General features: G+C 62.4%; 27 protein-coding genes. 7 read left to right on the forward strand and 20 right to left on the reverse strand.

The genetic code is table 11. The annotated features are described in order from the left end of the window. Nucleotides 1-8 precede the first annotated feature (8 nt). From rpsH to CEY08_RS21765, 6 genes are all read right to left on the reverse strand, one after another. Nucleotides 9-404, reverse strand: a complete 396-nt coding sequence (gene rpsH / locus CEY08_RS21740) for a 30S ribosomal protein S8 (protein WP_006216525.1) — start codon at nt 402-404, stop codon at nt 9-11. 10 nt (nt 405-414) lie between these two features. Continuing rightward, a complete protein-coding gene (gene rpsN, locus CEY08_RS21745) occupies nt 415-720 on the reverse strand; it encodes a 30S ribosomal protein S14 (RefSeq protein WP_006216527.1) in 306 nt (101 codons plus the stop codon). A gap of 12 nt (nt 721-732) precedes the next feature. Next, nucleotides 733-1272 carry a 50S ribosomal protein L5 gene (rplE, locus tag CEY08_RS21750; protein ID WP_042795915.1) on the reverse strand — a complete coding sequence of 180 codons (540 nt, stop codon included), beginning with the start codon at nt 1270-1272 and terminating at the stop codon, nt 733-735. Between the two features lie 12 nt (nt 1273-1284). Next, a complete protein-coding gene (gene rplX / locus CEY08_RS21755; RefSeq protein WP_006389623.1) occupies nt 1285-1605 on the reverse strand; it encodes a 50S ribosomal protein L24 in 321 nt (106 codons plus the stop codon). 11 nt (nt 1606-1616) lie between these two features. Beyond that, a complete protein-coding gene (gene rplN, locus CEY08_RS21760; protein ID WP_006216531.1) occupies nt 1617-1985 on the reverse strand; it encodes a 50S ribosomal protein L14 in 369 nt (122 codons plus the stop codon). 351 nt (nt 1986-2336) lie between these two features. Next, the gene (locus tag CEY08_RS21765; RefSeq protein ID WP_232033772.1) at nt 2337-3125 is read right to left on the reverse strand and encodes an aspartyl/asparaginyl beta-hydroxylase domain-containing protein; all 789 of its coding nucleotides are present in this window, start codon (nt 3123-3125) and stop codon (nt 2337-2339) included. 157 nt (nt 3126-3282) lie between these two features. Between CEY08_RS21765 and CEY08_RS21770 the strand changes: the two genes are divergently transcribed. Beyond that, the gene (locus tag CEY08_RS21770; protein ID WP_042795914.1) at nt 3283-4710 is read left to right on the forward strand and encodes an NAD-dependent succinate-semialdehyde dehydrogenase; all 1428 of its coding nucleotides are present in this window, start codon (nt 3283-3285) and stop codon (nt 4708-4710) included. A 90-nt stretch (nt 4711-4800) separates the two neighbouring features. On the opposite strand, the gene CEY08_RS21775 is transcribed toward CEY08_RS21770, so the two are convergent. Further along, nucleotides 4801-5760: an AraC-like ligand-binding domain-containing protein gene (locus CEY08_RS21775; RefSeq protein WP_063641549.1), complete on the reverse strand. Its 960-nt coding sequence runs from the start codon at nt 5758-5760 to the stop codon at nt 4801-4803. Between the two features lie 168 nt (nt 5761-5928). On the opposite strand from CEY08_RS21775, the gene CEY08_RS21780 reads away from it, so the two are divergent. Genes CEY08_RS21780 through CEY08_RS21805 form a run of 6 tightly spaced genes read left to right on the forward strand, consistent with a single transcriptional unit; the run spans nt 5929 to nt 11628 of the window. Next, complete coding sequence (locus CEY08_RS21780; RefSeq protein WP_042795912.1) at nt 5929-6825, forward strand: alpha/beta fold hydrolase; 897 nt, start codon at nt 5929-5931, stop codon at nt 6823-6825. 12 nt (nt 6826-6837) lie between these two features. Beyond that, the gene (locus CEY08_RS21785) at nt 6838-8010 is read left to right on the forward strand and encodes a substrate-binding domain-containing protein (RefSeq protein ID WP_076816816.1); all 1173 of its coding nucleotides are present in this window, start codon (nt 6838-6840) and stop codon (nt 8008-8010) included. 15 nt (nt 8011-8025) lie between these two features. Beyond that, nucleotides 8026-8796 carry an ABC transporter ATP-binding protein gene (locus tag CEY08_RS21790; RefSeq protein ID WP_076816818.1) on the forward strand — a complete coding sequence of 257 codons (771 nt, stop codon included), beginning with the start codon at nt 8026-8028 and terminating at the stop codon, nt 8794-8796. Continuing rightward, a complete protein-coding gene (locus CEY08_RS21795) occupies nt 8793-9542 on the forward strand; it encodes an ABC transporter ATP-binding protein (protein WP_042795909.1) in 750 nt (249 codons plus the stop codon). The genes CEY08_RS21790 and CEY08_RS21795 overlap by 4 nt, the downstream gene beginning before the upstream one ends. Then, nucleotides 9539-10549, forward strand: a complete 1011-nt coding sequence (locus CEY08_RS21800) for a branched-chain amino acid ABC transporter permease (protein WP_076816820.1) — start codon at nt 9539-9541, stop codon at nt 10547-10549. Before CEY08_RS21795 ends, CEY08_RS21800 begins: the two co-directional genes overlap by 4 nt. Before the next feature lie 11 nt (nt 10550-10560). Further along, nucleotides 10561-11628: a branched-chain amino acid ABC transporter permease gene (locus CEY08_RS21805; RefSeq protein WP_076816822.1), complete on the forward strand. Its 1068-nt coding sequence runs from the start codon at nt 10561-10563 to the stop codon at nt 11626-11628. 11 nt (nt 11629-11639) lie between these two features. Here the strand turns inward: CEY08_RS21805 and CEY08_RS21810 are convergent, their stop codons facing one another. The 13 genes from CEY08_RS21810 to CEY08_RS21870 form a co-directional block, all read right to left on the reverse strand. Continuing rightward, nucleotides 11640-12251, reverse strand: a complete 612-nt coding sequence (locus CEY08_RS21810) for a hypothetical protein (RefSeq protein WP_232033773.1) — start codon at nt 12249-12251, stop codon at nt 11640-11642. 109 nt (nt 12252-12360) lie between these two features. Continuing rightward, the gene (gene rpsQ, locus CEY08_RS21815; protein WP_006216549.1) at nt 12361-12642 is read right to left on the reverse strand and encodes a 30S ribosomal protein S17; all 282 of its coding nucleotides are present in this window, start codon (nt 12640-12642) and stop codon (nt 12361-12363) included. Nucleotides 12643-12644: 2 nt separating this feature from the next. Continuing rightward, nucleotides 12645-12836, reverse strand: a complete 192-nt coding sequence (gene rpmC / locus CEY08_RS21820) for a 50S ribosomal protein L29 (protein ID WP_003806912.1) — start codon at nt 12834-12836, stop codon at nt 12645-12647. An 11-nt stretch (nt 12837-12847) separates the two neighbouring features. Then, nucleotides 12848-13264 (reverse strand): 50S ribosomal protein L16, encoded by a 417-nt coding sequence (gene rplP / locus CEY08_RS21825; RefSeq protein WP_006389610.1) that lies wholly within the window; start codon nt 13262-13264, stop codon nt 12848-12850. Nucleotides 13265-13266: 2 nt separating this feature from the next. Then, nucleotides 13267-14061 carry a 30S ribosomal protein S3 gene (rpsC, locus tag CEY08_RS21830; protein WP_042795906.1) on the reverse strand — a complete coding sequence of 265 codons (795 nt, stop codon included), beginning with the start codon at nt 14059-14061 and terminating at the stop codon, nt 13267-13269. Nucleotides 14062-14070: 9 nt separating this feature from the next. Continuing rightward, the gene (gene rplV / locus CEY08_RS21835; RefSeq protein ID WP_006389608.1) at nt 14071-14400 is read right to left on the reverse strand and encodes a 50S ribosomal protein L22; all 330 of its coding nucleotides are present in this window, start codon (nt 14398-14400) and stop codon (nt 14071-14073) included. 3 nt (nt 14401-14403) lie between these two features. Then, a complete protein-coding gene (gene rpsS / locus CEY08_RS21840; RefSeq protein ID WP_006216555.1) occupies nt 14404-14679 on the reverse strand; it encodes a 30S ribosomal protein S19 in 276 nt (91 codons plus the stop codon). Nucleotides 14680-14691: 12 nt separating this feature from the next. Then, nucleotides 14692-15519, reverse strand: coding sequence for a 50S ribosomal protein L2 (gene rplB, locus CEY08_RS21845; protein ID WP_042795905.1), 828 nt, complete (start codon nt 15517-15519; stop codon nt 14692-14694). Next, nucleotides 15520-15816, reverse strand: coding sequence for a 50S ribosomal protein L23 (rplW, locus tag CEY08_RS21850; protein WP_006216557.1), 297 nt, complete (start codon nt 15814-15816; stop codon nt 15520-15522). Next, nucleotides 15813-16433, reverse strand: coding sequence for a 50S ribosomal protein L4 (rplD, locus tag CEY08_RS21855; RefSeq protein ID WP_042795904.1), 621 nt, complete (start codon nt 16431-16433; stop codon nt 15813-15815). Before rplD ends, rplW begins: the two co-directional genes overlap by 4 nt. A gap of 4 nt (nt 16434-16437) precedes the next feature. Further along, nucleotides 16438-17127 carry a 50S ribosomal protein L3 gene (gene rplC / locus CEY08_RS21860; protein ID WP_076816824.1) on the reverse strand — a complete coding sequence of 230 codons (690 nt, stop codon included), beginning with the start codon at nt 17125-17127 and terminating at the stop codon, nt 16438-16440. A 502-nt stretch (nt 17128-17629) separates the two neighbouring features. Continuing rightward, nucleotides 17630-17941: a 30S ribosomal protein S10 gene (gene rpsJ, locus CEY08_RS21865; RefSeq protein WP_003806903.1), complete on the reverse strand. Its 312-nt coding sequence runs from the start codon at nt 17939-17941 to the stop codon at nt 17630-17632. A gap of 75 nt (nt 17942-18016) precedes the next feature. Further along, nucleotides 18017-18304 (reverse strand): EF-Tu C-terminal domain-related protein (locus CEY08_RS21870; protein WP_088607791.1); only part of this gene is annotated, 288 nt, incomplete at its 5' end.

Here is an 18304-nt window from a genome sequence, read left to right on the forward strand (position 1 = left end):
ATTTCTCCTTAGGCCACGTAGCACAGCACTTCGCCGCCGACGCCGTTGGCGCGAGCCTTACGGTCGGTCATGACGCCGCGCGAGGTCGAAACGATAGCCACGCCCAGGCCGTTCATGACCTGAGGAATGCTGGTACGGCCCTTGTAGATACGCAGACCGGGGCGCGAAACGCGCTCGATGCGCTCGATGACCGGACGACCAGCGTAGTACTTCAGGGTGATCTCGAGCTCAGGCTTGGCCTGGGTGCCCTTGATTTCAAAGCTGTCGATGTAGCCTTCGTCCTTCAGCACAGCGGCAATGGCCGCCTTCAGCTTCGAGGAGGGCATGCTCACCGTAACTTTGTCCACTTGCTGCGCATTGCGAATGCGGGTCAGCATATCGGCGATGGGATCGCTCATGCTCATATTGTTTCTCCTACCAGCTGGCCTTGGTGATGCCGGGGATTTCACCCTTCATCGCCATTTCACGCAGTTTGTGGCGCGTCAGGCCGAACTTGCGGAACACACCGCGCGGACGACCAGTGACCACGCAACGGTTACGTTGACGCGTCGGGTTGGCATTGCGCGGCAGCTGTTGCAGCTTGAGCCGAGCTTGGTAACGTTCTTCGTCGGTCTTCGACTGATCGTCGATGATCGCCTTCAACTCAGCGCGCTTGGCGGCGAACTTGTCAGCCAGCTTGGCACGCTTGATGTCGCGATTGATGAGGGAAAGTTTAGCCACGTCATCAGCCCCTTAGTTACGGAACGGGAAGCTGAAGGCCGTCAACAGCGCCTTGGCTTCTTCGTCGGTCTTCGCGGTGGTGGTGATGCTGATGTTCAGCCCACGCAGCGCGTCGATCTTGTCGTACTCGATTTCGGGGAAAATGATCTGCTCTTTCACCCCGATGTTGTAGTTGCCACGGCCGTCGAACGCACGACCCGAGATACCGCGGAAGTCGCGCACGCGAGGCAGCGCAACCGCCACCAGGCGATCCAGGAATTCGTACATGCGTTGACCACGCAGCGTGACCATGCAACCGATCGGGTAGTTTTCGCGGATCTTGAACCCGGCGATAGCCTTCTTGGTCTTCGTCACGACGGGCTTTTGCCCGGCGATCTTGGTCAGGTCGCCAACAGCGTGCTCGATGACTTTCTTGTCCGACACCGCTTCCGACACACCCATGTTCAGGGTGATCTTGGTGATGCGCGGCACTTCCATCGTGCTCTTGTAGCCAAACTTGGCCTGCAGGTCGGCAGCGACCTTGTTCTTGTAGAAATCTTGCAAACGAGACATGTCTATCGCCCCTTACGCCTTGGCGCCGACAACGGCACCATTGGAACGGAACACGCGAACCTTGCGGCCTTCGACTTCTTGCACGCCCACGCGATCGCCACGGCCGGTGGCCGGGTTGAACAGCGCGACGTTCGAGATGTGAATCGGCATGGTCTTTTCGACAATCCCGCCCGGGTTGTTAGCCATCGGGTTGGCTTTCACGTGCTTCTTGACGACGTTGACGCCTTCGACCAGGACGTGGTCGGCATCAACGCGGGCCAGCACGGTACCGCGACGCTTCTTGTCGCGGCCGGTCAGGACGATGACTTCGTCGCCTTTACGAATGTTGTTCATCGTAGGGCTCCTTACAGCACTTCCGGGGCCAGCGACACGATCTTCATGAACTTCTCGGTACGCAGTTCACGCGTCACGGGTCCGAAGATGCGGGTGCCGATAGGCTCCAGCTTGGCGTTGAGCAACACGGCGGCATTGCCACCGAAACGAATCAGCGAACCGTCTTTACGGCGCACGCCCTTGGCGGTACGAACCACCACGGCATTGTAAATTTCGCCTTTCTTGACGCGTCCGCGCGGAGCCGCATCTTTGACGCTCACCTTGATGATGTCGCCGATACCGGCATAACGGCGCTTGGAGCCACCGAGCACCTTAATGCACATGACATGACGCGCACCAGTGTTATCGGCCACATCCAGCGTGGTCTGCATTTGGATCATGATTTTTCCTGTTCCAACTTAACTGGAAATACGGTTTTCCCAACAAGGGAACACTGCAATTCCTGCCAGTTTTGGTCCCGTCAGGTCTGCCGCCCTGCTTTAGTGTTGGCACGCCTAGCGCTTTCGCCCTACGCCTGCAACTGGTTGGCAACGCAACGACCCTGGGTTGAAATCCTGCGGGTATTCCCCCAACACGTCGGGTTAACCTGCAAAGGCGCGGGCCAACTCGATCGACAATCTGGGAAAGCTGATAATTCTAACGTGGTTAATTTTTGAGCGCAAGCACTTTGTGTGGATAACGCACAAAAGCCACGCTTCGCTGTCAAGAGGGGAGCGCGAACCATCCGCCCCCTATTTCTGGCGGTAGTAGCCCTTCTCCCAGGCGTCGTGATTGGCCTTGCCGCGGCGGATTTCGTCCGTAAACGGCGCGGCCATGAGTACCAGGCGGTTCAGCCACTTGATCGGCGCCCGGCAGGGTCGCTCGAAGTCCACGAAAAGGACCGCGCGCAGGCCGGATGTGTCGTTATGGACCTGGTGAGGGTACAGGTCGTCGAACACCACCGCCCGTCCTTCGTGCCAGCTGTAGCGTTCGCCCCCCACTTCGATCCAGCATTGTTCAGCCGGTTCCGGCACCACCAGGCCGAGGTGCAGGCGTAAGACACCATTGTACGGGCCCGTGTGCAGCGGAATGCGCTTGCCTGCCTCCAGGATGGAAAAGAACGCCGTGCGCAGGCCCGGAATCCCCTGCAACGCGCGGGCGGTCGCGGGGCAACGCGCCAAATTGCGTTCAGAGCGCAAGCCGTAGCCCATGAACACGAAGGTCTTCCATTGGTCGTCCGAGGTAATCTGACCCACGTCGGGGGAGATTTCGTGGAAGGCGGGCAGGTGCTGGCGTTCAGCGAGCAGATTCGACAGTTCCGCCCTGATGGCGGGCGCCTGGGCCTCCAGGACGGTCACCCATGGGAACTGGCCGTTGTCGAAGATCGGCCGGTCGCCGACCAGCGACGCCTGGGCGATGCGGTTGCGCAACCAGTCTATGAAGCGAAAAAAGGTGCGCGAGTAAAAACTGGGCTTGCCGGGCGGACGCGCATCGATGGGTTGCACAATAAGTAGCCGGATGGACAGCCAAAGATGCACCATTTTGTCGATGCAGCGGCCGCCACGCAAGACTTGACGTCCACATATTGGCTCCAATGCGCCGTCCGGCATTGGCCCTCCCCGCCGCGGACAAGCTGGTTTAGACTGGCGTGGGCGACAGTGATCGCTATCCACTCCTATTTCGCAAGGGAAGACAGGCATGTATGAACAGTTGGCGCTGTATATCGACGGCGAATTCGTCGCCGGAGAGGGCAGGCGCACCCAGGACGTCATCAACCCGGCCACGCTGGAAGTTCTCGGCCAGCTGCCCCACGCCACCGAAGCGGATCTGGATCGCGCGCTAGCCGCCGCCCAGCGCGCGTTCGAGTCGTGGAAGAAATCCTCTCCCATGGACCGTTCGGCCATCCTGCGCAAGGTCGCGACGCTGTCGCGCGAGCGCGCCCAGGAAATCGGCCGCAACATGACGCTGGACCAGGGCAAGCCGCTGGCCGAAGCCGTAGGCGAGGTCACCTCCTGCGCCGAGCACGCCGACTGGCACGCCGAGGAATGCCGCCGCATCTACGGCCGCGTGGTCCCGCCGCGCAATCCTGACGTGCGCCAGATCGTGGTCCGCGAACCCATCGGTGTCTGCGCCGCGTTCACGCCCTGGAACTTCCCCTACAACCAGGCCATCCGCAAGATCGCCGCCGCCATCGGCGCAGGCTGCACCGTGGTGCTGAAGGGTCCGGAAGATTCGCCGAGCGCCGTGATGGCAATCGCCCGCATGTTCCATGACGCCGGCCTGCCCAAGGGCTGCCTGAACATCGTCTGGGGCGAACCCGCCAAGATTTCGGACTACCTGATCCGTTCGCCGATCGTGCGCAAAGTGTCGTTCACGGGCTCCGTGCCAGTGGGCAAGCAACTGGCCGCGCTGGCTGGCGCCCACATGAAGCGCGTCACCATGGAACTGGGCGGCCACTCGCCCGTGCTGGTGTTCGACGACGCCGACATCGACCGCGCCGCCACCATGCTGGCCAAGTTCAAGATCCGCAACGCCGGTCAGGTCTGCGTGTCGCCCACCCGCTTCTACGTGCAGAACGGCGCCTACGAACAGTTCCTCGCGCGCTTCTCCGAAGTGCTGAAGAACATCAAGGTAGGCGACGGCCTGGAAGCCGGCACCGACATGGGCCCGCTGGCGCACGAGCGCCGCGTTCCGGCCATGAGCGCTTTCATCGACGATGCCAAGAAGCATGGCGGCAAGGTCGTGGTCGGCGGCGGCCCGCTGGACCGCAAGGGCTTCTTCTTCGCCCCCACGGTCGTGACCGACCTGCCCGACAACTCGATGCTGATGACCGAAGAACCCTTCGGCCCGGTCGCGCCGGTGGTCCGCTTCACGGATACCGATGAAGTGCTCAAGCGCGCCAACAGCCTGCCGTTCGGCCTGTCGTCCTACGTGTTCACCAACTCGCTGCAGACCGCCACCAAGGTCTCCAACGGCCTGGAAGCGGGCATGGTCAACATCAACCATTTCGGCAGCGCCCTGGCCGAGACGCCCTTCGGCGGCATCAAGGACAGCGGCATCGGCAGCGAAGGCGGCCTGGAAACGTTCGACGGCTACCTGGTCACGAAGTTCATCACGCACATCTGACCTGGCGCTTTCGCCACGAAAAAGCCCCGCGGTTTTCCGCGGGGCTTTTTTTTGCCCTGCCGCACGGCACAGGCAGACTTGGCGGTTCGATCAGGAACTCGCCCGCAAGTCGCGCGGCGTCATGCCGAAGCGGCGCTTGAACAAACGGCTGAAATGCGAGGGATGGGAAAAACCCACCTGATAGGCCAACTCGGCGATGCTGCGATGCCTGTGCTGCGGGTTCAAGAGCAGTTCACGGCACTTGTCGAGCCGCTGGTCAAAAATAAAGGATTCGGCCGACAGCCCGCCCGCGCGCAGGATACGGTGCAGATAGGCCACCGAAATGCCGCAGCCTTGCGCCACCTGCTGCGGCGACAACGCCGGATCCGCCAGATGCTGGCGGATGTAGGCCAGCACGCGCTGGCGGTGCGCCAGCGTGACGCTGCTGTCCGACTCCGATGCATGCCCCTGCCCTGACTGCACCAGGAACAGCACGATCAGGTCGATCAGGCGCTCGCCGAGTTCCGCCACCTCCACATCCGACCAGCCATCCACGCCCTTGAACAGATGGTCCATGTAACTGGCCAGCAAGGCGCCGCGAGGCGAGCCGTCATCGACCCGCAACTTGTAGAAAGCACCGATGCGGGAATCGCGCTGCAGCAGCGCGCTGCGCGGGAACGATACGCTCAGGCTGCGATAGCCGGCCGCCCCCTGCGCCGTCGCCTGATAGGGCAGGCTCTGGTTCATCAGGTAGACGCAGCCAGGCTCGACCTGGAACTCCCGGCCTTGCTGCTGCACGGCCAGCGGTCCGGCCAATGGCAGGCCGAAGGTATAGAACTCCTGGTCCAGGCGCGACACGTTGCCGGCGGTCCGTTCCAGCTTCTGCCCCTGGTAATGCAGATCGTTGAACTGCAGGCTGCCCCGGCGCGCGTAGCGCACATGGCCGGCGAAATTGTCGGGCCGGCCGCCATGCACCTCGAACGGTCCGAACGCGTCCGACAGGGCCGCGCGCCATTCGTCGCGCCGGTCAGCGCCAGCGCTGGCCGAAATGGCGAATTCCGTATCGGACATGGCTCGGTCTCCTTGGACCCCCGCGCCGCAGGCGGGCGCTCGTGATCCTGCGTCTACATATTCTTGACTCACCCTGCTCCGGGGTGTCCGGCGTCTTGAAGGCGCACTTGGCGCAAGTCTATATTCAGCCCGATAAGCACACAACCTGGACAACCCGGGAGGAGACCCATGGCACCTGCGTCCGCATCGGCCGGCCGCCACGCGCCCGCTTCGCGCTATCTGCGCTGCGCAGGCCGCGAGCTGCACTACACCGAATGGGGCGCCCCTCACGCGCCTGCCGTCATCATGTGGCACGGCCTGGCCCGCACGGGCCGGGACTTCGACGACCTGGCACAGGCGCTTGCAGACGACTATCGCATCATCTGCCCGGATACGATTGGCCGCGGTCTCTCGCAATGGAGCTCCGACCCTGTCGCCGAGTACCGGCTGGACTTCTACGCCACGCTTGCCCGCGCCCTGGTGGACGGCCTGTCGCTGGAACGCGTGCGCTGGGTCGGCACCTCCATGGGCGGGGCCACCGGCATGCACGCCGCCGCCACCACCTTGCGCAACCGGATTTCCCACCTGGTCGTGAACGATATCGGGCCCGAGCTTCCGCAACCCGCCATCGACCGCATCGTCGCGTATGTGGGCGCGCCGCCGGCCTTCGATACCGTAACGGAACTGGAAGCCTGGCTGCGCATCGCCTACAAGCCCTATGGATGGCAGAGCGACGAACAATGGCGCCGGATGGCCGAAACCTCGGTGCGCCGGCTGCCGGACGGCCGCGTTACGCTGCACTATGACCCGGCCATCGTCGGCCAGTTCAGCAACCATCCGGACGACTACGATCGCTGGAGCGGTTACGACTCGCTGAACATGCCACTGCTATTGCTGCGCGGCGTCGATTCGGACCTGCTGCTGCCCGAGGTCGCCGATGCCATGACCCGCCGCGGACCGCGCGCCCAGCGCATCGACTTCCCCGGCTGCGGCCACGCCCCCGCCCTGAACGTCGCGCCCCAGATCGACGCCATCCGACATTTCCTTGCCACGCCGGACCACACGGCTGCTGTCCGCCACCAATAACAGGAGACTCCCATGAAACGCGTCCTGCTCGCCGCGCTCGCCGGCCTCTGCATGAACTCTGCGATAGCAGCGAAAGATTTCGTCGTTGCCCACGTCTATGACAAGACCGGCCCGCTGGAAGCCTATGCCAAACAGACTCAAAACGGCCTGATGCTGGGATTGGAGTATGCGACGCAAGGCACCATGACGGTGGCAGGCCGCAAGATCCGCGTCATTGAAAAGGACAACCAGGGCAAGCCCGACGTGGCGCGTGCACAGCTGGCCTCCGCCTATGCCGACGACAACGCCGATATCGCGGTGGGGCCCACCTCATCGGGCGTCGCGCTAGCCATGCTGCCGATCGCCGAGGAGTACGAGAAGATCCTCCTGGTTGAACCCGCCGTGGCGGATTCGATCACCGGCGACAAGTGGAACAAGTACATCTTCCGCACCGGCCGCAACTCTTCGCAAGACGCCATCGCCAACGCGGTCGCCTTCGACCAGGCAGGCACCTCCATCGCCATGCTGGCGCAGGACTATGCCTTCGGTCGCGACGGGGTCAAAGCCTTCAAGGGCGCGCTAAAGAACGCCAAGATCGTGCATGAGGAATACCTGCCCGCCAACGCGACCGACTTCACTGCCGGCGCGCAGCGCCTGTTCGATGCGCTGAAGGACAAGCCGGGCCGCAAGATCATCTTCATTCTCTGGGCCGGCGCAGGCAATCCGTTCAAGATCGCCGACCTGGATCCCAAACGCTTCGGCATCGAGATCGCCACGGGCGGCAATACGCTGGCCGCCATGACGCCGCTGAAATCGCTGGCCGGCATGGAAGGCGCCACCTATTACTACTACGGCATCCCCAAGAACCCGATCAACGACTGGCTGGTGGCGGAACATCAGAAGCGCTATGGTCAGCCGCCAGACTTCTTCACGGCGGGCGGCATGGCTTCGGGGATCGCGATCGCAACCGCGCTGGCCAAGACCAATGGCAATTCCGACACCGACACCCTGATCAAAGCCATGGAAGGCATGAGCTTCGATTCGCCGAAGGGCAAAATGACCTTCCGTCCCGAGGACCACCAGGCCATGCAGTCCATGTACCACTTCCGGATCAAGAACGATCCGTCCGTGCCTTGGGCCGTGCAAGATCTGGTGAAGGAAATCACGCCGGACCAGATGTCGGTGCCGATCCAGAACAAACGCTGAGACCGCGGCCGATCCATGCTGGAGACCCAATCGCTCACGATCCGTTTCGGCGGGCACGTGGCTGTCAATGCCGTCAGCTGCCGCTATGCGCCTGGCACATTGACCGCCATTGTCGGCCCGAACGGCGCGGGCAAGACCACCTACTTCAACCTGATCTCCGGCCAGCTGCGCGCCAGCGCGGGGACGGTGCACCTGAACGGGCGCGACCTGACGCCACTGGCCGCGCCCGCGCGCATGCATGCGGGCCTGGGTCGTGCCTTTCAGTTGACTCAGCTGTTCCCGCGCCTGAGCGTGCATGAAAATGTGCGGCTGGCATTGCAATCGCGTCAGCAAGGCATGAGCTGGCGCCAGATCCGGTTCTGGCGCACCTGGAACGACGACCGCGACCTGATCGCGCGTGCTGATGCACTGCTGGAACGCACCCGCCTGTTCGCGCGTCGCGACCAGTCCGCCGCCGACCTGCCGCACGGCGACCAGCGCAAACTGGAAATCGCCATGCTAATCGCCCTGGAACCGCAGGTATTCATGTTCGACGAGCCAACGGCAGGCATGAGTGTGGACGACGTGCCCGTCGTACTGGAGCTGATCCGCGACATCAAGAACGACCCAAGCAAAACGATTCTGCTTGTTGAACACAAGATGGATGTGGTGCGCGAGCTGGCAGACCGCATCGTCGTTCTGCATAACGGCCAACTGATGGCCGACGGCGACCCTGCCGCGGTGATCGCCTCGCCTATCGTGCAACAGGCCTATCTGGGCATAAGTCCGGCGGAGAAGGCGGCATGACGCAAGCGTTGCTCGAACTGAAGGACGTGCACACGCACATCGGCGCGTATCACATACTCCACGGCGTGGACCTCGCCGTCCCGCCCGCTGCGGTGACCATGCTGCTGGGCCGCAACGGCGCCGGCAAGACCACCACGCTGCGTACGATCATGGGATTGTGGCGCGCCTCGCAAGGCAAGGTGAGCTTCGACGGCGCAGCCGTCGGCGGGCCTGGCACGCGCACGTCGCCGCCCGACATGGCACGCATGGGCATGGCCTATGTGCCGGAGAATATGGGCATCTTCGCCGACCTGTCCGTAAAAGAGAACATCCTGCTCGCGGCTCGGCAGGCCAGGAACGCCAGCCAGCTGGACACGGCGCGGCTGGAATGGATCTTCGGTTTCTTTCCCGCACTGAAGAAGTTCTGGCTGCATCCGGCCGGCAAACTATCAGGCGGACAGAAGCAGATGCTGGCGGTGGCGCGCGCCATCATCGAGCCGCGCCGGCTGCTGCTGGTGGATGAACCCAGCAAGGGCCTGGCGCCCGCCATCATCCAGAACATGATCGACGCCTTTCTCGAACTGAAACAGGCGTCCACCACCATCCTGCTGGTCGAGCAGAACTTCAACTTCGCGCGCCTGGTGGGCGATCACGTCGCCGTGATGGACAACGGCCGCGTGGTCCATGCCGGCCACATGGCGCAGCTGGCCGAGGACGACGAACTACAGACGCGCCTGCTGGGCCTGTCGCTGGGAAGCCATCAATGAGCACGCTCGAAATCGATACGCCCTTGCCGCGGGTGCGCGCGGACCTGCGCCCTGTCCTGCTGGTACTGGCCCTGGCCGCGCTGGCCTTGCCCCTGGTGGGCTCTTTCTCTACCTGGGTCACCCTGACGCTCGCGGGGCTGGCGATGGGCATGATCATCTTCATCGTCGCTTCGGGCATGACGCTTGTGTTCGGCCTGATGGACGTATTGAACTTCGGCCACGGACTGTTCATTGCCATCGGCGCCTACATGGCCGCGACCGTACTGGGCTCCATGGCCGACTGGACGCAGTCTGGCAGTCTCTGGATAAACCTGGGCGCGGTGCTGCCGGCCATGATCGTCGGCATGCTGGTTGCCGGCGCGGTGGGCCTGGCGTTCGAACGCGTGATCGTGCGGCCTGTCTATGGCCAGCATCTGAAGCAGATCCTCATCACCATGGGCGGGATGATCATCGGCGAAGAGATCATTAAGATGCTGTGGGGTCCGCAAACGATTTCCCTGCCGCTGCCCGAAGCGCTGCGCGGCGCATTCCTGCTGGGCGACGCCGCCATCGAGAAATTCCGCATCGTCGCACTGCTGATCGGCTTGCTGGTCCTGGGCGGCATGCTATGGCTGCTCAACCGCACCAAGCTGGGACTTTTGATCCGTGCCGGAGTCGAGGACCGCGAAATGGTGGAGAGCCTGGGCTACCGTATCCGCCATCTTTTCGTAGGCGTCTTCGTCGCCGGTTCGATGCTGGCGGGACTGGGCGGCGTGTTGTGGGGCATGTACCAGCAATCCGTCGTGCCGCAACTGGGCGCGCAGGTGAACGTGCTGATCTTCATTGTCATCATGATCGGTGGGCTGGGCTCGACCGTGGGCTGTCTGATCGGCGCACTGCTGGTCGGCCTGATGGCCAACTACACCGGTTTCCTCCTGCCCAAGGCCGCCCTGTTCTCGAACATCGCGCTGATGGTCGCCATCCTGCTCTGGCGCCCGCAGGGCGTGTACCCGGTCACGAATCGCTAGGAACCGCCGACATGTCCGTACGCCTGCTTTCCGGCGATCCCCCCCGCAGCGCGCTGCTGGCCGTGGCGCTGATCCTCATCGTCGCCCTGCTGGCTGCCGCGCCCTTCCTCTTCCCTGGTCCCAAGTCCCTGGCCGTGGCCGCGAAGATCCTGGTATTCGTGATCCTGGTCGCCAGCTATGACCTGCTGCTGGGATACACCGGCATCGTCAGCTTCGCTCACACCATGTTCTTCGGCATTGGCGCCTATGGTGTGGCGATTGCCAGCATACGCATGGAGCCAGGCTGGACCGCGGTGTTCGCGGGCCTCGGTGGCGGCTTGGTCGTGTCGCTGGCGTTCGCGCTGCTGATCGGCCTGGCCAGCCTGCGCGTGCGCGCCATCTTCTACGCCATGATCACCTTGGCGGTGGCCGCGGCGTTCCAGACGCTGGTGTCCCAGCTGTCCGACCTGACAGGCGGCGAGGACGGCCTGAATTTCAAGGTGCCGCAAATGCTGCGGCCGGCCTTCCGGCCCTTCTCCGAACCGATCTTCGACGTCACGGTGGACGGGCGCGTCATCACCTATTACCTGATCGCGGCGGTCTGCCTGGTGTTGTTCCTGCTGCTGCTGCGGATCGTGAATTCGCCCTTCGGCCGCGTGCTGCAAGCCATACGCGAGAATCCGTTCCGTGCTGAAGCCATCGGCTATCGCACCGTGCTTTACCGCAGCTTGTCCAATCTGCTGGCTGCCGCGTTCGCCACGCTGGCGGGCGCCATGTATGCGCTCTGGCTACGTTACAACGGTCCGGATACCTCGCTGTCCTTCGAGATCATGCTCAATATCCTGCTGATGCTGGTCATCGGCGGCATGGGCACCATGTATGGCGCCGTGGTGGGCGCCAGCCTCTTCGTCTTCGCGCAAAGCTATCTCCAGGACGGCCTGCATGTGATCCACGATGCGGTATCGGGGGTGGCGCCATTGGCGCTGCTGTTCGAGCCGGACCGGTGGCTATTGTGGCTGGGGATCCTGTTCGTGGTGTCCGTGTACTACTTCCCAACCGGCATCGCGGGACGGTTACGGGAGTTGGCCCGCCGACACTGAGGCAGGCTTTCTCAGCGTCCCCGCTGGCTCAGCGCATCCGCCTCGCGTCGCAATCCGTCAACGCGCCGCTGCATGTCATCCAGACTGCGGCGCGTATCCATGCCGCCCCGGTCCAATTGCGAGCCGGAAGGCACCGGCGCCAGGCCGGGCATGGCCATGGGCGCACCGTGATTCAGGGGAATCATCGCCGGCGGATGCGGATCAACCGCCGGCGGCTTCTCCGTCAGCAGCTTTTCCAGCACGCGCATCTGCTCCCGTCGCGCCTGGATCGCGCGCTCCTGCTCCATCAATGCCTGCTCATTCTGATCTTCGGTCCCAAAGATCGCGGCATGATCGCGCGACAGCCCGTCCAGGCGCACACGTGCGTCCGGCCCCGCATTGAGCAATGCGCGGCCAAGCGCTGCGGGATCCTTGGTCGAGGCGTCGGACCCACGCGGATCCGCGATGGTAGCGTTCGGGGAGATCAACGCCCCGGCAGAGGCTTCGGTTGACGGCGGGATCGACCCTGAGGCCGGTGCCACGGTCTGGACCTGTTGCGCCTGCGCCGCCCAAGGCAACGCCGCGCCCCACCCGCAGCCTGCGAGCCATAGGCCGATCCGGGCCGCATCCATGAAACCGCGCATGATGTCCTGATCCCTGGGTTCGTAAGGCGAAAAAAGAGGCAAAAAAAACGGCAAGGGTTTGATCCCTTGCCGTCTTATATCAGAACGGCGCGCCGTCCCGATGTACTACTTAGATGATACGTGCGGCTTCAACCAGACGCACCACGCGCCACGACTTCGAGCGCGAGATGGGACGGCCTTCAGCGATTTCAACCGTATCGCCTTCGTTGTACTGGTTCGATTCGTCGTGCGCCTTGTACTTCGCGGAACGCATGATGATCTTGCCAAAGATGGGGTGCTTGACGCGGCGCTCAACGAGCACGACGACAGTCTTGTCCATCTTGTTGCTGACGACCTTGCCAACCAGCGTGCGCTGGCGCTTGGCCACTTGGGTGTTTTGAGTTTCGCTCATCTTTATTTCCCTGCCTTCTCGGTCAGCAAGGTACGAACGCGCGCGATATCGCGACGCACGTTGCGCAGCTGGCTGGTGTTGGCCAGTTGCTGCGTGGCCTTCTGCATGCGCAGACCGAATTGTGCCTTCAGCAGGCTTTCGAGCTCTTTGCCGAGCTCGGCGGCATCTTTCGAACGGAGTTCGCTAGCTTTCATGTTAGTACTCCTTAAGCACCGATATGACGCGCGACGAACGTGGTCGAAATCGGCAACTTGGCAGCGGCCAGGCGGAAAGCTTCACGCGCGAGCTCTTCGCTAACCCCTTCCATTTCGTAGAGCACCTTGCCGGGCTGGATTTCAGCAACCCAGTACTCCGGGTTGCCCTTACCGTTACCCATACGGACTTCGGCAGGCTTCTGCGAGATGGGCTTATCCGGGAAAATGCGAATCCAGATACGGCCGCCACGCTTGATGTGACGATTGATGGCACGACGAGCAGCTTCGATCTGGCGAGCGGTCAGACGGCCACGGCCGGTGGCCTTCAGACCGAATTCGCCGAACGACACGTGGGTACCACGGGTCGCCAGACCGGTGTTGCGGCCCTTCTGCTCTTTGCGATACTTTCTGCGAGAGGGTTGCAGCATGGTTATTCTCCTTCAGGCGCCGGAGCAGCGTCCGCCTTGCGGGGACCACCACGACCACGACCACCCGGACGACCGGTGCGAGCACCGTCCGGACGATCACCACGCGGAGCGCGGCGCGGACGACGTTCTTCTTCGCGCGGGGCAGCGGTTTCCGGCGGCAATTCGCCGTTGGCCAGCATGTCGCCCTTGTAGACCCAGACCTTGATGCCGATCACGCCATAGGTCGTGTGGGCTTCGGAGGTGCCGTAGTCAATGTTGGCCTTCAGGGTGTGCAGCGGCACACGGCCTTCGCGATACCACTCGGTGCGAGCAATTTCGATACCGTTCAGACGGCCCGAGCTCATGATCTTGATGCCTTGGGCACCCAGACGCATGGCGTTCTGCATCGCGCGCTTCATGGCGCGACGGAACATGATGCGCTTCTCGAGCTGTTGCGAGATCGAGTCGGCGATCAGTTGAGCATCGGTTTCCGGCTTGCGGATTTCTTCGATGTTGACGTGCACGGGCACGCCCATCAGACGCTGCAGATCAGCCTTCAGGCTTTCGATGTCTTCGCCGCGCTTGCCGATCACCACGCCCGGACGAGCCGAGTAGACGGTGATGCGTGCATTCTTGGCGGGACGCTCGATGATCACGCGACCGACGGAGGCGCTCTTGAGCTTCTTCTTCAGGTACTCGCGAACGCGAATGTCTTCGGCCAGCATCGAGCCGAAGGCCTTGTCGTCGGCGAACCAACGCGAGGACCAATTACGGGTGACCGCGAGACGGAACCCAGTGGGGTGAATTTTCTGACCCATCGTGACTCCTTAAGCTCCGACCTTGACCGTGATGTGGCAGGTCTGCTTCTCGATACGGTTGCCGCGGCCCTTGGCGCGAGCGGAGAAGCGCTTCATCGACTGAGCCTTGTCCACGAAAATCGTGGTGACTTTCAGTTCGTCGATGTCGGCGCCGTCGTTGTGCTCGGCGTTGGCGATGGCGGATTCGACAGCCTTCTTCAGGATGGCGGCCGCCTTCTTCGGCGAGAAGGTGAGGATTTCCAGCGCACGGCCGACCTTCTGGCCGCGGATCAGGTCCGCAACCAGACGGGTCTTTTGAGCGGAGATGTGAACCCCACGGATAATGGCAGTAGTTTCCATCGCTTACCTCTTCGCCTTCTTGTCCGCGGCGTGACCCTTGAACGTACGGGTCAGCGCGAACTCGCCCAGCTTGTGACCGACCATGTTCTCGTTGATGTACACGGGAACGTGCTGCTTGCCGTTGTGCACAGCGATCGTCAGACCGATGAACTCGGGCAGGATCGTGGAGCGACGCGACCAGGTCTTGATCGGCTTCTTGTCTTTGCCCGCGACGGCCGTGTCCACCTTTTTGATCAGGTGAGCATCGACAAACGGGCCTTTCTTGATCGAACGTGACATAGTGTTCGCCTCTTACTTGCGCTTGCGCCGTTGGACGATCATATTGTTCGTCCGCTTGTTGCGACGGGTCTTGTAACCCTTCGCCGGAGTGCCCCACGGGCTGACCGGTTCGCGTGCTTCACCGGTGCGGCCTTCACCACCACCGTGCGGGTGATCCACCGGGTTCATGGCAACGCCACGGACCGTCGGGCGGACACCACGCCAACGCATTGCACCGGCCTTGCCGATTTGGCGCAGGCTGTGTTCTTCGTTACCGACTTCACCGATGGTGGCGCGGCATTCGATGTGCACACGGCGGACTTCACCGGAGCGCAGACGCACTTGAGCGTAGATGCCTTCGCGAGCCAGCAGGACGGCGGAAGCGCCGGCCGAGCGGACCATCTGGGCACCCTTGCCAGGCAGCATTTCGACGCAGTGAATCGTCGTACCCACCGGGATGCTGCGGATCGGCAGCGTGTTGCCGGCGCGGATCGGGGCTTCAGCGCCCGACAGCAGCGTGGCACCAACTTCCAGGCCGCGGGGAGCGATGATGTAGCGACGTTCGCCGTCGGCGTAGCACAGCAGAGCGATGTGCGCCGTACGGTTGGGGTCATACTCCAGGCGCTCGACCTTTGCCGGAATGCCATCCTTGTCGCGACGGAAGTCGACGACACGGTAGTGCTGCTTGTGACCACCGCCACGGTGGCGGATCGTGATGTGACCGTTGTTGTTACGGCCAGAACCACGAGTCTTCTTTTCGAGCAGCGGCGCGTAGGGCTCACCCTTGTGCAGGTTCGGGCTAACAACCTTCACCATGCCACGGCGGCCAGCCGAAGTCGGCTTAACTTTTACGAGGGCCATTTACTTCACCTCCGCAAAGTCGATTTCCTGGCCGTCCTTGAGCGAAACGTAAGCCTTGCGCTCATTGCGACGACGGCCAACGAATCGGCCAAAGCGCTTGACTTTGCCCTTACGGTTGAGGACCTGCACGGACTCGACCTGCACCTTGAAGAGCAGTTCGACGGCAGCCTTGATTTCCGGCTTGGTAGCGTCAGCCACGACACGGAAAGCGACTTGCTGATTCTTCTCGGCAACGAAGGTGGCCTTTTCGGTCACGATCGGGGCCAGAATGACTTGCATCAAGCGTTCAGCGTTCATCCCAGCATCTCCTCGAGTTGAGCGATGGCCGGCTTGGTGATCAGCACTTTCTTGTAGTGGACCAGCGACAACGGATCGGCATAACGGGGCTCGACAACAGCAACGTGCGGCAGGTTGCGGGTGGCGAGGTAAACATTTTCATCAACGCTGTCGGTGATGATCAGGACCGAGTCCAGGCCCAGGCTCTTCAGCTTTGCAGCGGCAGCCTTGGTCTTGGGCGATTCCAGATCAAACGATTCGACGACGGCGATGCGGTCTTCGCGAGCGAGCTGCGACAGGATCGAACGGATCCCGGCGCGGTACATCTTCTTGTTGACCTTCTGGCTGAAGTTCTCTTCGGGCGAGTTCGGGAAAATCCGACCACCGCCACGCCACAGCGGCGACGAAGTCATACCGGCGCGAGCGCGGCCGGTACCCTTCTGGCGCCAGGGCTTCTTGGTCGAGTGCTTGACTTCAGTGCGATCCTTCTGAGCGCGGTTGCCGGAACGGGCGTTGGCTTGGAAAGCCACCACGATCTGATGAATCAGCGCTTCGTTGAAGTCACGGCCGAAGATGGTGTCGGGAGCGCTGAACGTAGCAGCGGCCTGACCTTGGTCGTTCAGGAGCTTGAGATCCATTTACTTACGCTCCCTTCTTGGCCGGGGCCTTGATGGCCGGGCGCACGACGATATCGGCACCAGCGTGGCCGGGGACAGCGCCCTTGACCAGCAGCAGGCCGCGCTCGACGTCAACGCGAACGATGTCGAGGTTTTGAACGGTGCGGGTGACATCACCCAGGTGGCCGGCCATGCGCTTACCCGGGAAAATACGGCCCGGATCTTGAGCTTGACCAATCGAGCCCGGGACGCGGTGCGAACGGGAGTTACCGTGCGACGCGCGTTGCGAACCGAAATTGTGGCGCTTGATGGTACCGGCAAAGCCTTTACCAATGGTGGTGCCCGTGACGTCGACCTGTTGGCCGGCTTCGAACACCGATTCCACGGCGATCACGGCACCGGCCGAAAATTCGGCGGCACGGGCGGGATCAAGGCGGAATTCTTTGAGGATGCTACCGGCTTCAGCGCCGGCTTTGGCGTAGTGGCCCGTTTGCGGCTTCGCCACACGCGAGGCACGACGAGTGCCATAAGCCACTTGGATCGCGGCGTAGCCGTCGGTTTCCAGCGACTTAACCTGGGTCACGCGGTTGTTCGACACGTCCAGCACGGTCACCGGGATGGATTCACCTTCCTCGGTAAAAATGCGGGTCATGCCGACCTTGCGACCCACCAGCCCCAGCCGGTGAGCGGCGGGCGTGGGTGTCGAATTCGACATCGTTTTCTCCATTCCCGACTGCGATTGGTCGGGGCTAATCAGGCAAAAGGTAACGGCCTTTGCCCTACGACTATGTTCAACCTGGTCAAGATTCGGGCACGTATTGAGCACGTATCCCTGGTATGCAGTGACTGCCAGCCCAGAGACTTGCCCTTCTCTTTTCCATAGTTGTTCTTGCCACAAAATGGCAAGCTTCGCATATTAGCACGTTTTTTTCAGTCAGCACAAGCACTTAGCGCGCTTTGGCATCGTTGAGCAAGGCGATTTCGCGACACTTTGCGCGCCACAAAGCGACCGGCCGCGCAACGTGAAGCCGAAGGCGACAGTGAGCGCCTGCTAACTTACTCTGAAGTGACGTGGCCGTTCCCGGCTCATCCGCCTCGCGGGCCGACTTGGCGCAGGAAAGATGCCGAGGACGTACATAAAAAACAAATGGCCGCACTCACAAGGAATGCGGCCATTTTTTCGTGCCTGCCGGCGAAGGTAGCAGGCCCGATACGCTTTACTGCAGCGCGATTTCGACGTCGACGCCAGCCGGCAGGTCCAGACGCATCAGAGCGTCAACGGTCTTGTCGGTGGGATCAACGATGTCCATCAGGCGCTGGTGCGTGCGGATTTCGAACTGGTCACGCGACGTCTTGTTGACGTGCGGCGAACGCAGGACGTCGTAGCGACGGATACGCGTGGGCAGCGGCACCGGACCGCGGACAACAGCGCCGGTACGCTTGGCGGTATCGACGATTTCAGCGGCCGACTGATCGATCAGCTTGTAATCGAAGGCTTTCAAGCGGATACGGATCTTTTGGTTTTTCATGGCGTTTCCTAAAGAACGAGAGGCGAGGGCGACGAGGCCGCCCTCGCTGGTTGTGTGCTGCTTAAGTGATCCGGATTACTTCAGGATCTTGGCGACGACGCCGGCGCCGACGGTACGACCGCCTTCACGGATGGCGAAACGCAGACCTTCTTCCATGGCGATGGGGGCCAGCAGCTTGACGGTCATCGTCACGTTGTCGCCCGGCAGAACCATTTCCTTGTCGGCCGGCAGGTCGATCGTGCCCGTCACGTCCGTCGTGCGGAAGTAGAACTGGGGACGATAGCCGTTGAAGAACGGGGTGTGGCGGCCGCCTTCTTCCTTGGACAGGATGTACACCTCGGACGTGAAGTCCGTGTGCGGGGT

The organism is Achromobacter insolitus, assembly GCF_002209555.1.
GTDB classification, from domain to species: domain Bacteria; phylum Pseudomonadota; class Gammaproteobacteria; order Burkholderiales; family Burkholderiaceae_B; genus Achromobacter; species Achromobacter insolitus.

What these genes read in the sequence shown, in the direction of transcription:
- CEY08_RS21780 (WP_042795912.1), top strand. Translation starts at nt 5,929, where the DNA reads ATGGCACCTGCGTCCGCATCGGCCGGCCGCCACGCGCCCGCTTCGCGC.
- CEY08_RS21805 (WP_076816822.1), top strand. Translation starts at nt 10,561, where the DNA reads ATGTCCGTACGCCTGCTTTCCGGCGATCCCCCCCGCAGCGCGCTGCTG.
- CEY08_RS21800 (WP_076816820.1), top strand. Translation starts at nt 9,539, where the DNA reads ATGAGCACGCTCGAAATCGATACGCCCTTGCCGCGGGTGCGCGCGGAC.
- rplP (WP_006389610.1), bottom strand. Translation starts at nt 13,264, where the DNA reads ATGCTGCAACCCTCTCGCAGAAAGTATCGCAAAGAGCAGAAGGGCCGC.
- rplB (WP_042795905.1), bottom strand. Translation starts at nt 15,519, where the DNA reads ATGGCCCTCGTAAAAGTTAAGCCGACTTCGGCTGGCCGCCGTGGCATG.
- CEY08_RS21770 (WP_042795914.1), top strand. Translation starts at nt 3,283, where the DNA reads ATGTATGAACAGTTGGCGCTGTATATCGACGGCGAATTCGTCGCCGGA.
- rpmC (WP_003806912.1), bottom strand. Translation starts at nt 12,836, where the DNA reads ATGAAAGCTAGCGAACTCCGTTCGAAAGATGCCGCCGAGCTCGGCAAA.
- rpsH (WP_006216525.1), bottom strand. Translation starts at nt 404, where the DNA reads ATGAGCATGAGCGATCCCATCGCCGATATGCTGACCCGCATTCGCAAT.
- rplX (WP_006389623.1), bottom strand. Translation starts at nt 1,605, where the DNA reads ATGAACAACATTCGTAAAGGCGACGAAGTCATCGTCCTGACCGGCCGC.
- CEY08_RS21775 (WP_063641549.1), bottom strand. Translation starts at nt 5,760, where the DNA reads ATGTCCGATACGGAATTCGCCATTTCGGCCAGCGCTGGCGCTGACCGG.
- CEY08_RS21810 (WP_232033773.1), bottom strand. Translation starts at nt 12,251, where the DNA reads ATGCGCGGTTTCATGGATGCGGCCCGGATCGGCCTATGGCTCGCAGGC.
- CEY08_RS21785 (WP_076816816.1), top strand. Translation starts at nt 6,838, where the DNA reads ATGAAACGCGTCCTGCTCGCCGCGCTCGCCGGCCTCTGCATGAACTCT.
- rplW (WP_006216557.1), bottom strand. Translation starts at nt 15,816, where the DNA reads ATGAACGCTGAACGCTTGATGCAAGTCATTCTGGCCCCGATCGTGACC.
- rpsS (WP_006216555.1), bottom strand. Translation starts at nt 14,679, where the DNA reads ATGTCACGTTCGATCAAGAAAGGCCCGTTTGTCGATGCTCACCTGATC.
- CEY08_RS21765 (WP_232033772.1), bottom strand. Translation starts at nt 3,125, where the DNA reads ATGGTGCATCTTTGGCTGTCCATCCGGCTACTTATTGTGCAACCCATC.
- rplE (WP_042795915.1), bottom strand. Translation starts at nt 1,272, where the DNA reads ATGTCTCGTTTGCAAGATTTCTACAAGAACAAGGTCGCTGCCGACCTG.
- rplN (WP_006216531.1), bottom strand. Translation starts at nt 1,985, where the DNA reads ATGATCCAAATGCAGACCACGCTGGATGTGGCCGATAACACTGGTGCG.
- CEY08_RS21790 (WP_076816818.1), top strand. Translation starts at nt 8,026, where the DNA reads ATGCTGGAGACCCAATCGCTCACGATCCGTTTCGGCGGGCACGTGGCT.
- rplV (WP_006389608.1), bottom strand. Translation starts at nt 14,400, where the DNA reads ATGGAAACTACTGCCATTATCCGTGGGGTTCACATCTCCGCTCAAAAG.
- CEY08_RS21795 (WP_042795909.1), top strand. Translation starts at nt 8,793, where the DNA reads ATGACGCAAGCGTTGCTCGAACTGAAGGACGTGCACACGCACATCGGC.
- rplC (WP_076816824.1), bottom strand. Translation starts at nt 17,127, where the DNA reads ATGTCGAATTCGACACCCACGCCCGCCGCTCACCGGCTGGGGCTGGTG.
- rpsQ (WP_006216549.1), bottom strand. Translation starts at nt 12,642, where the DNA reads ATGAGCGAAACTCAAAACACCCAAGTGGCCAAGCGCCAGCGCACGCTG.
- rpsC (WP_042795906.1), bottom strand. Translation starts at nt 14,061, where the DNA reads ATGGGTCAGAAAATTCACCCCACTGGGTTCCGTCTCGCGGTCACCCGT.
- rplD (WP_042795904.1), bottom strand. Translation starts at nt 16,433, where the DNA reads ATGGATCTCAAGCTCCTGAACGACCAAGGTCAGGCCGCTGCTACGTTC.
- rpsJ (WP_003806903.1), bottom strand. Translation starts at nt 17,941, where the DNA reads ATGAAAAACCAAAAGATCCGTATCCGCTTGAAAGCCTTCGATTACAAG.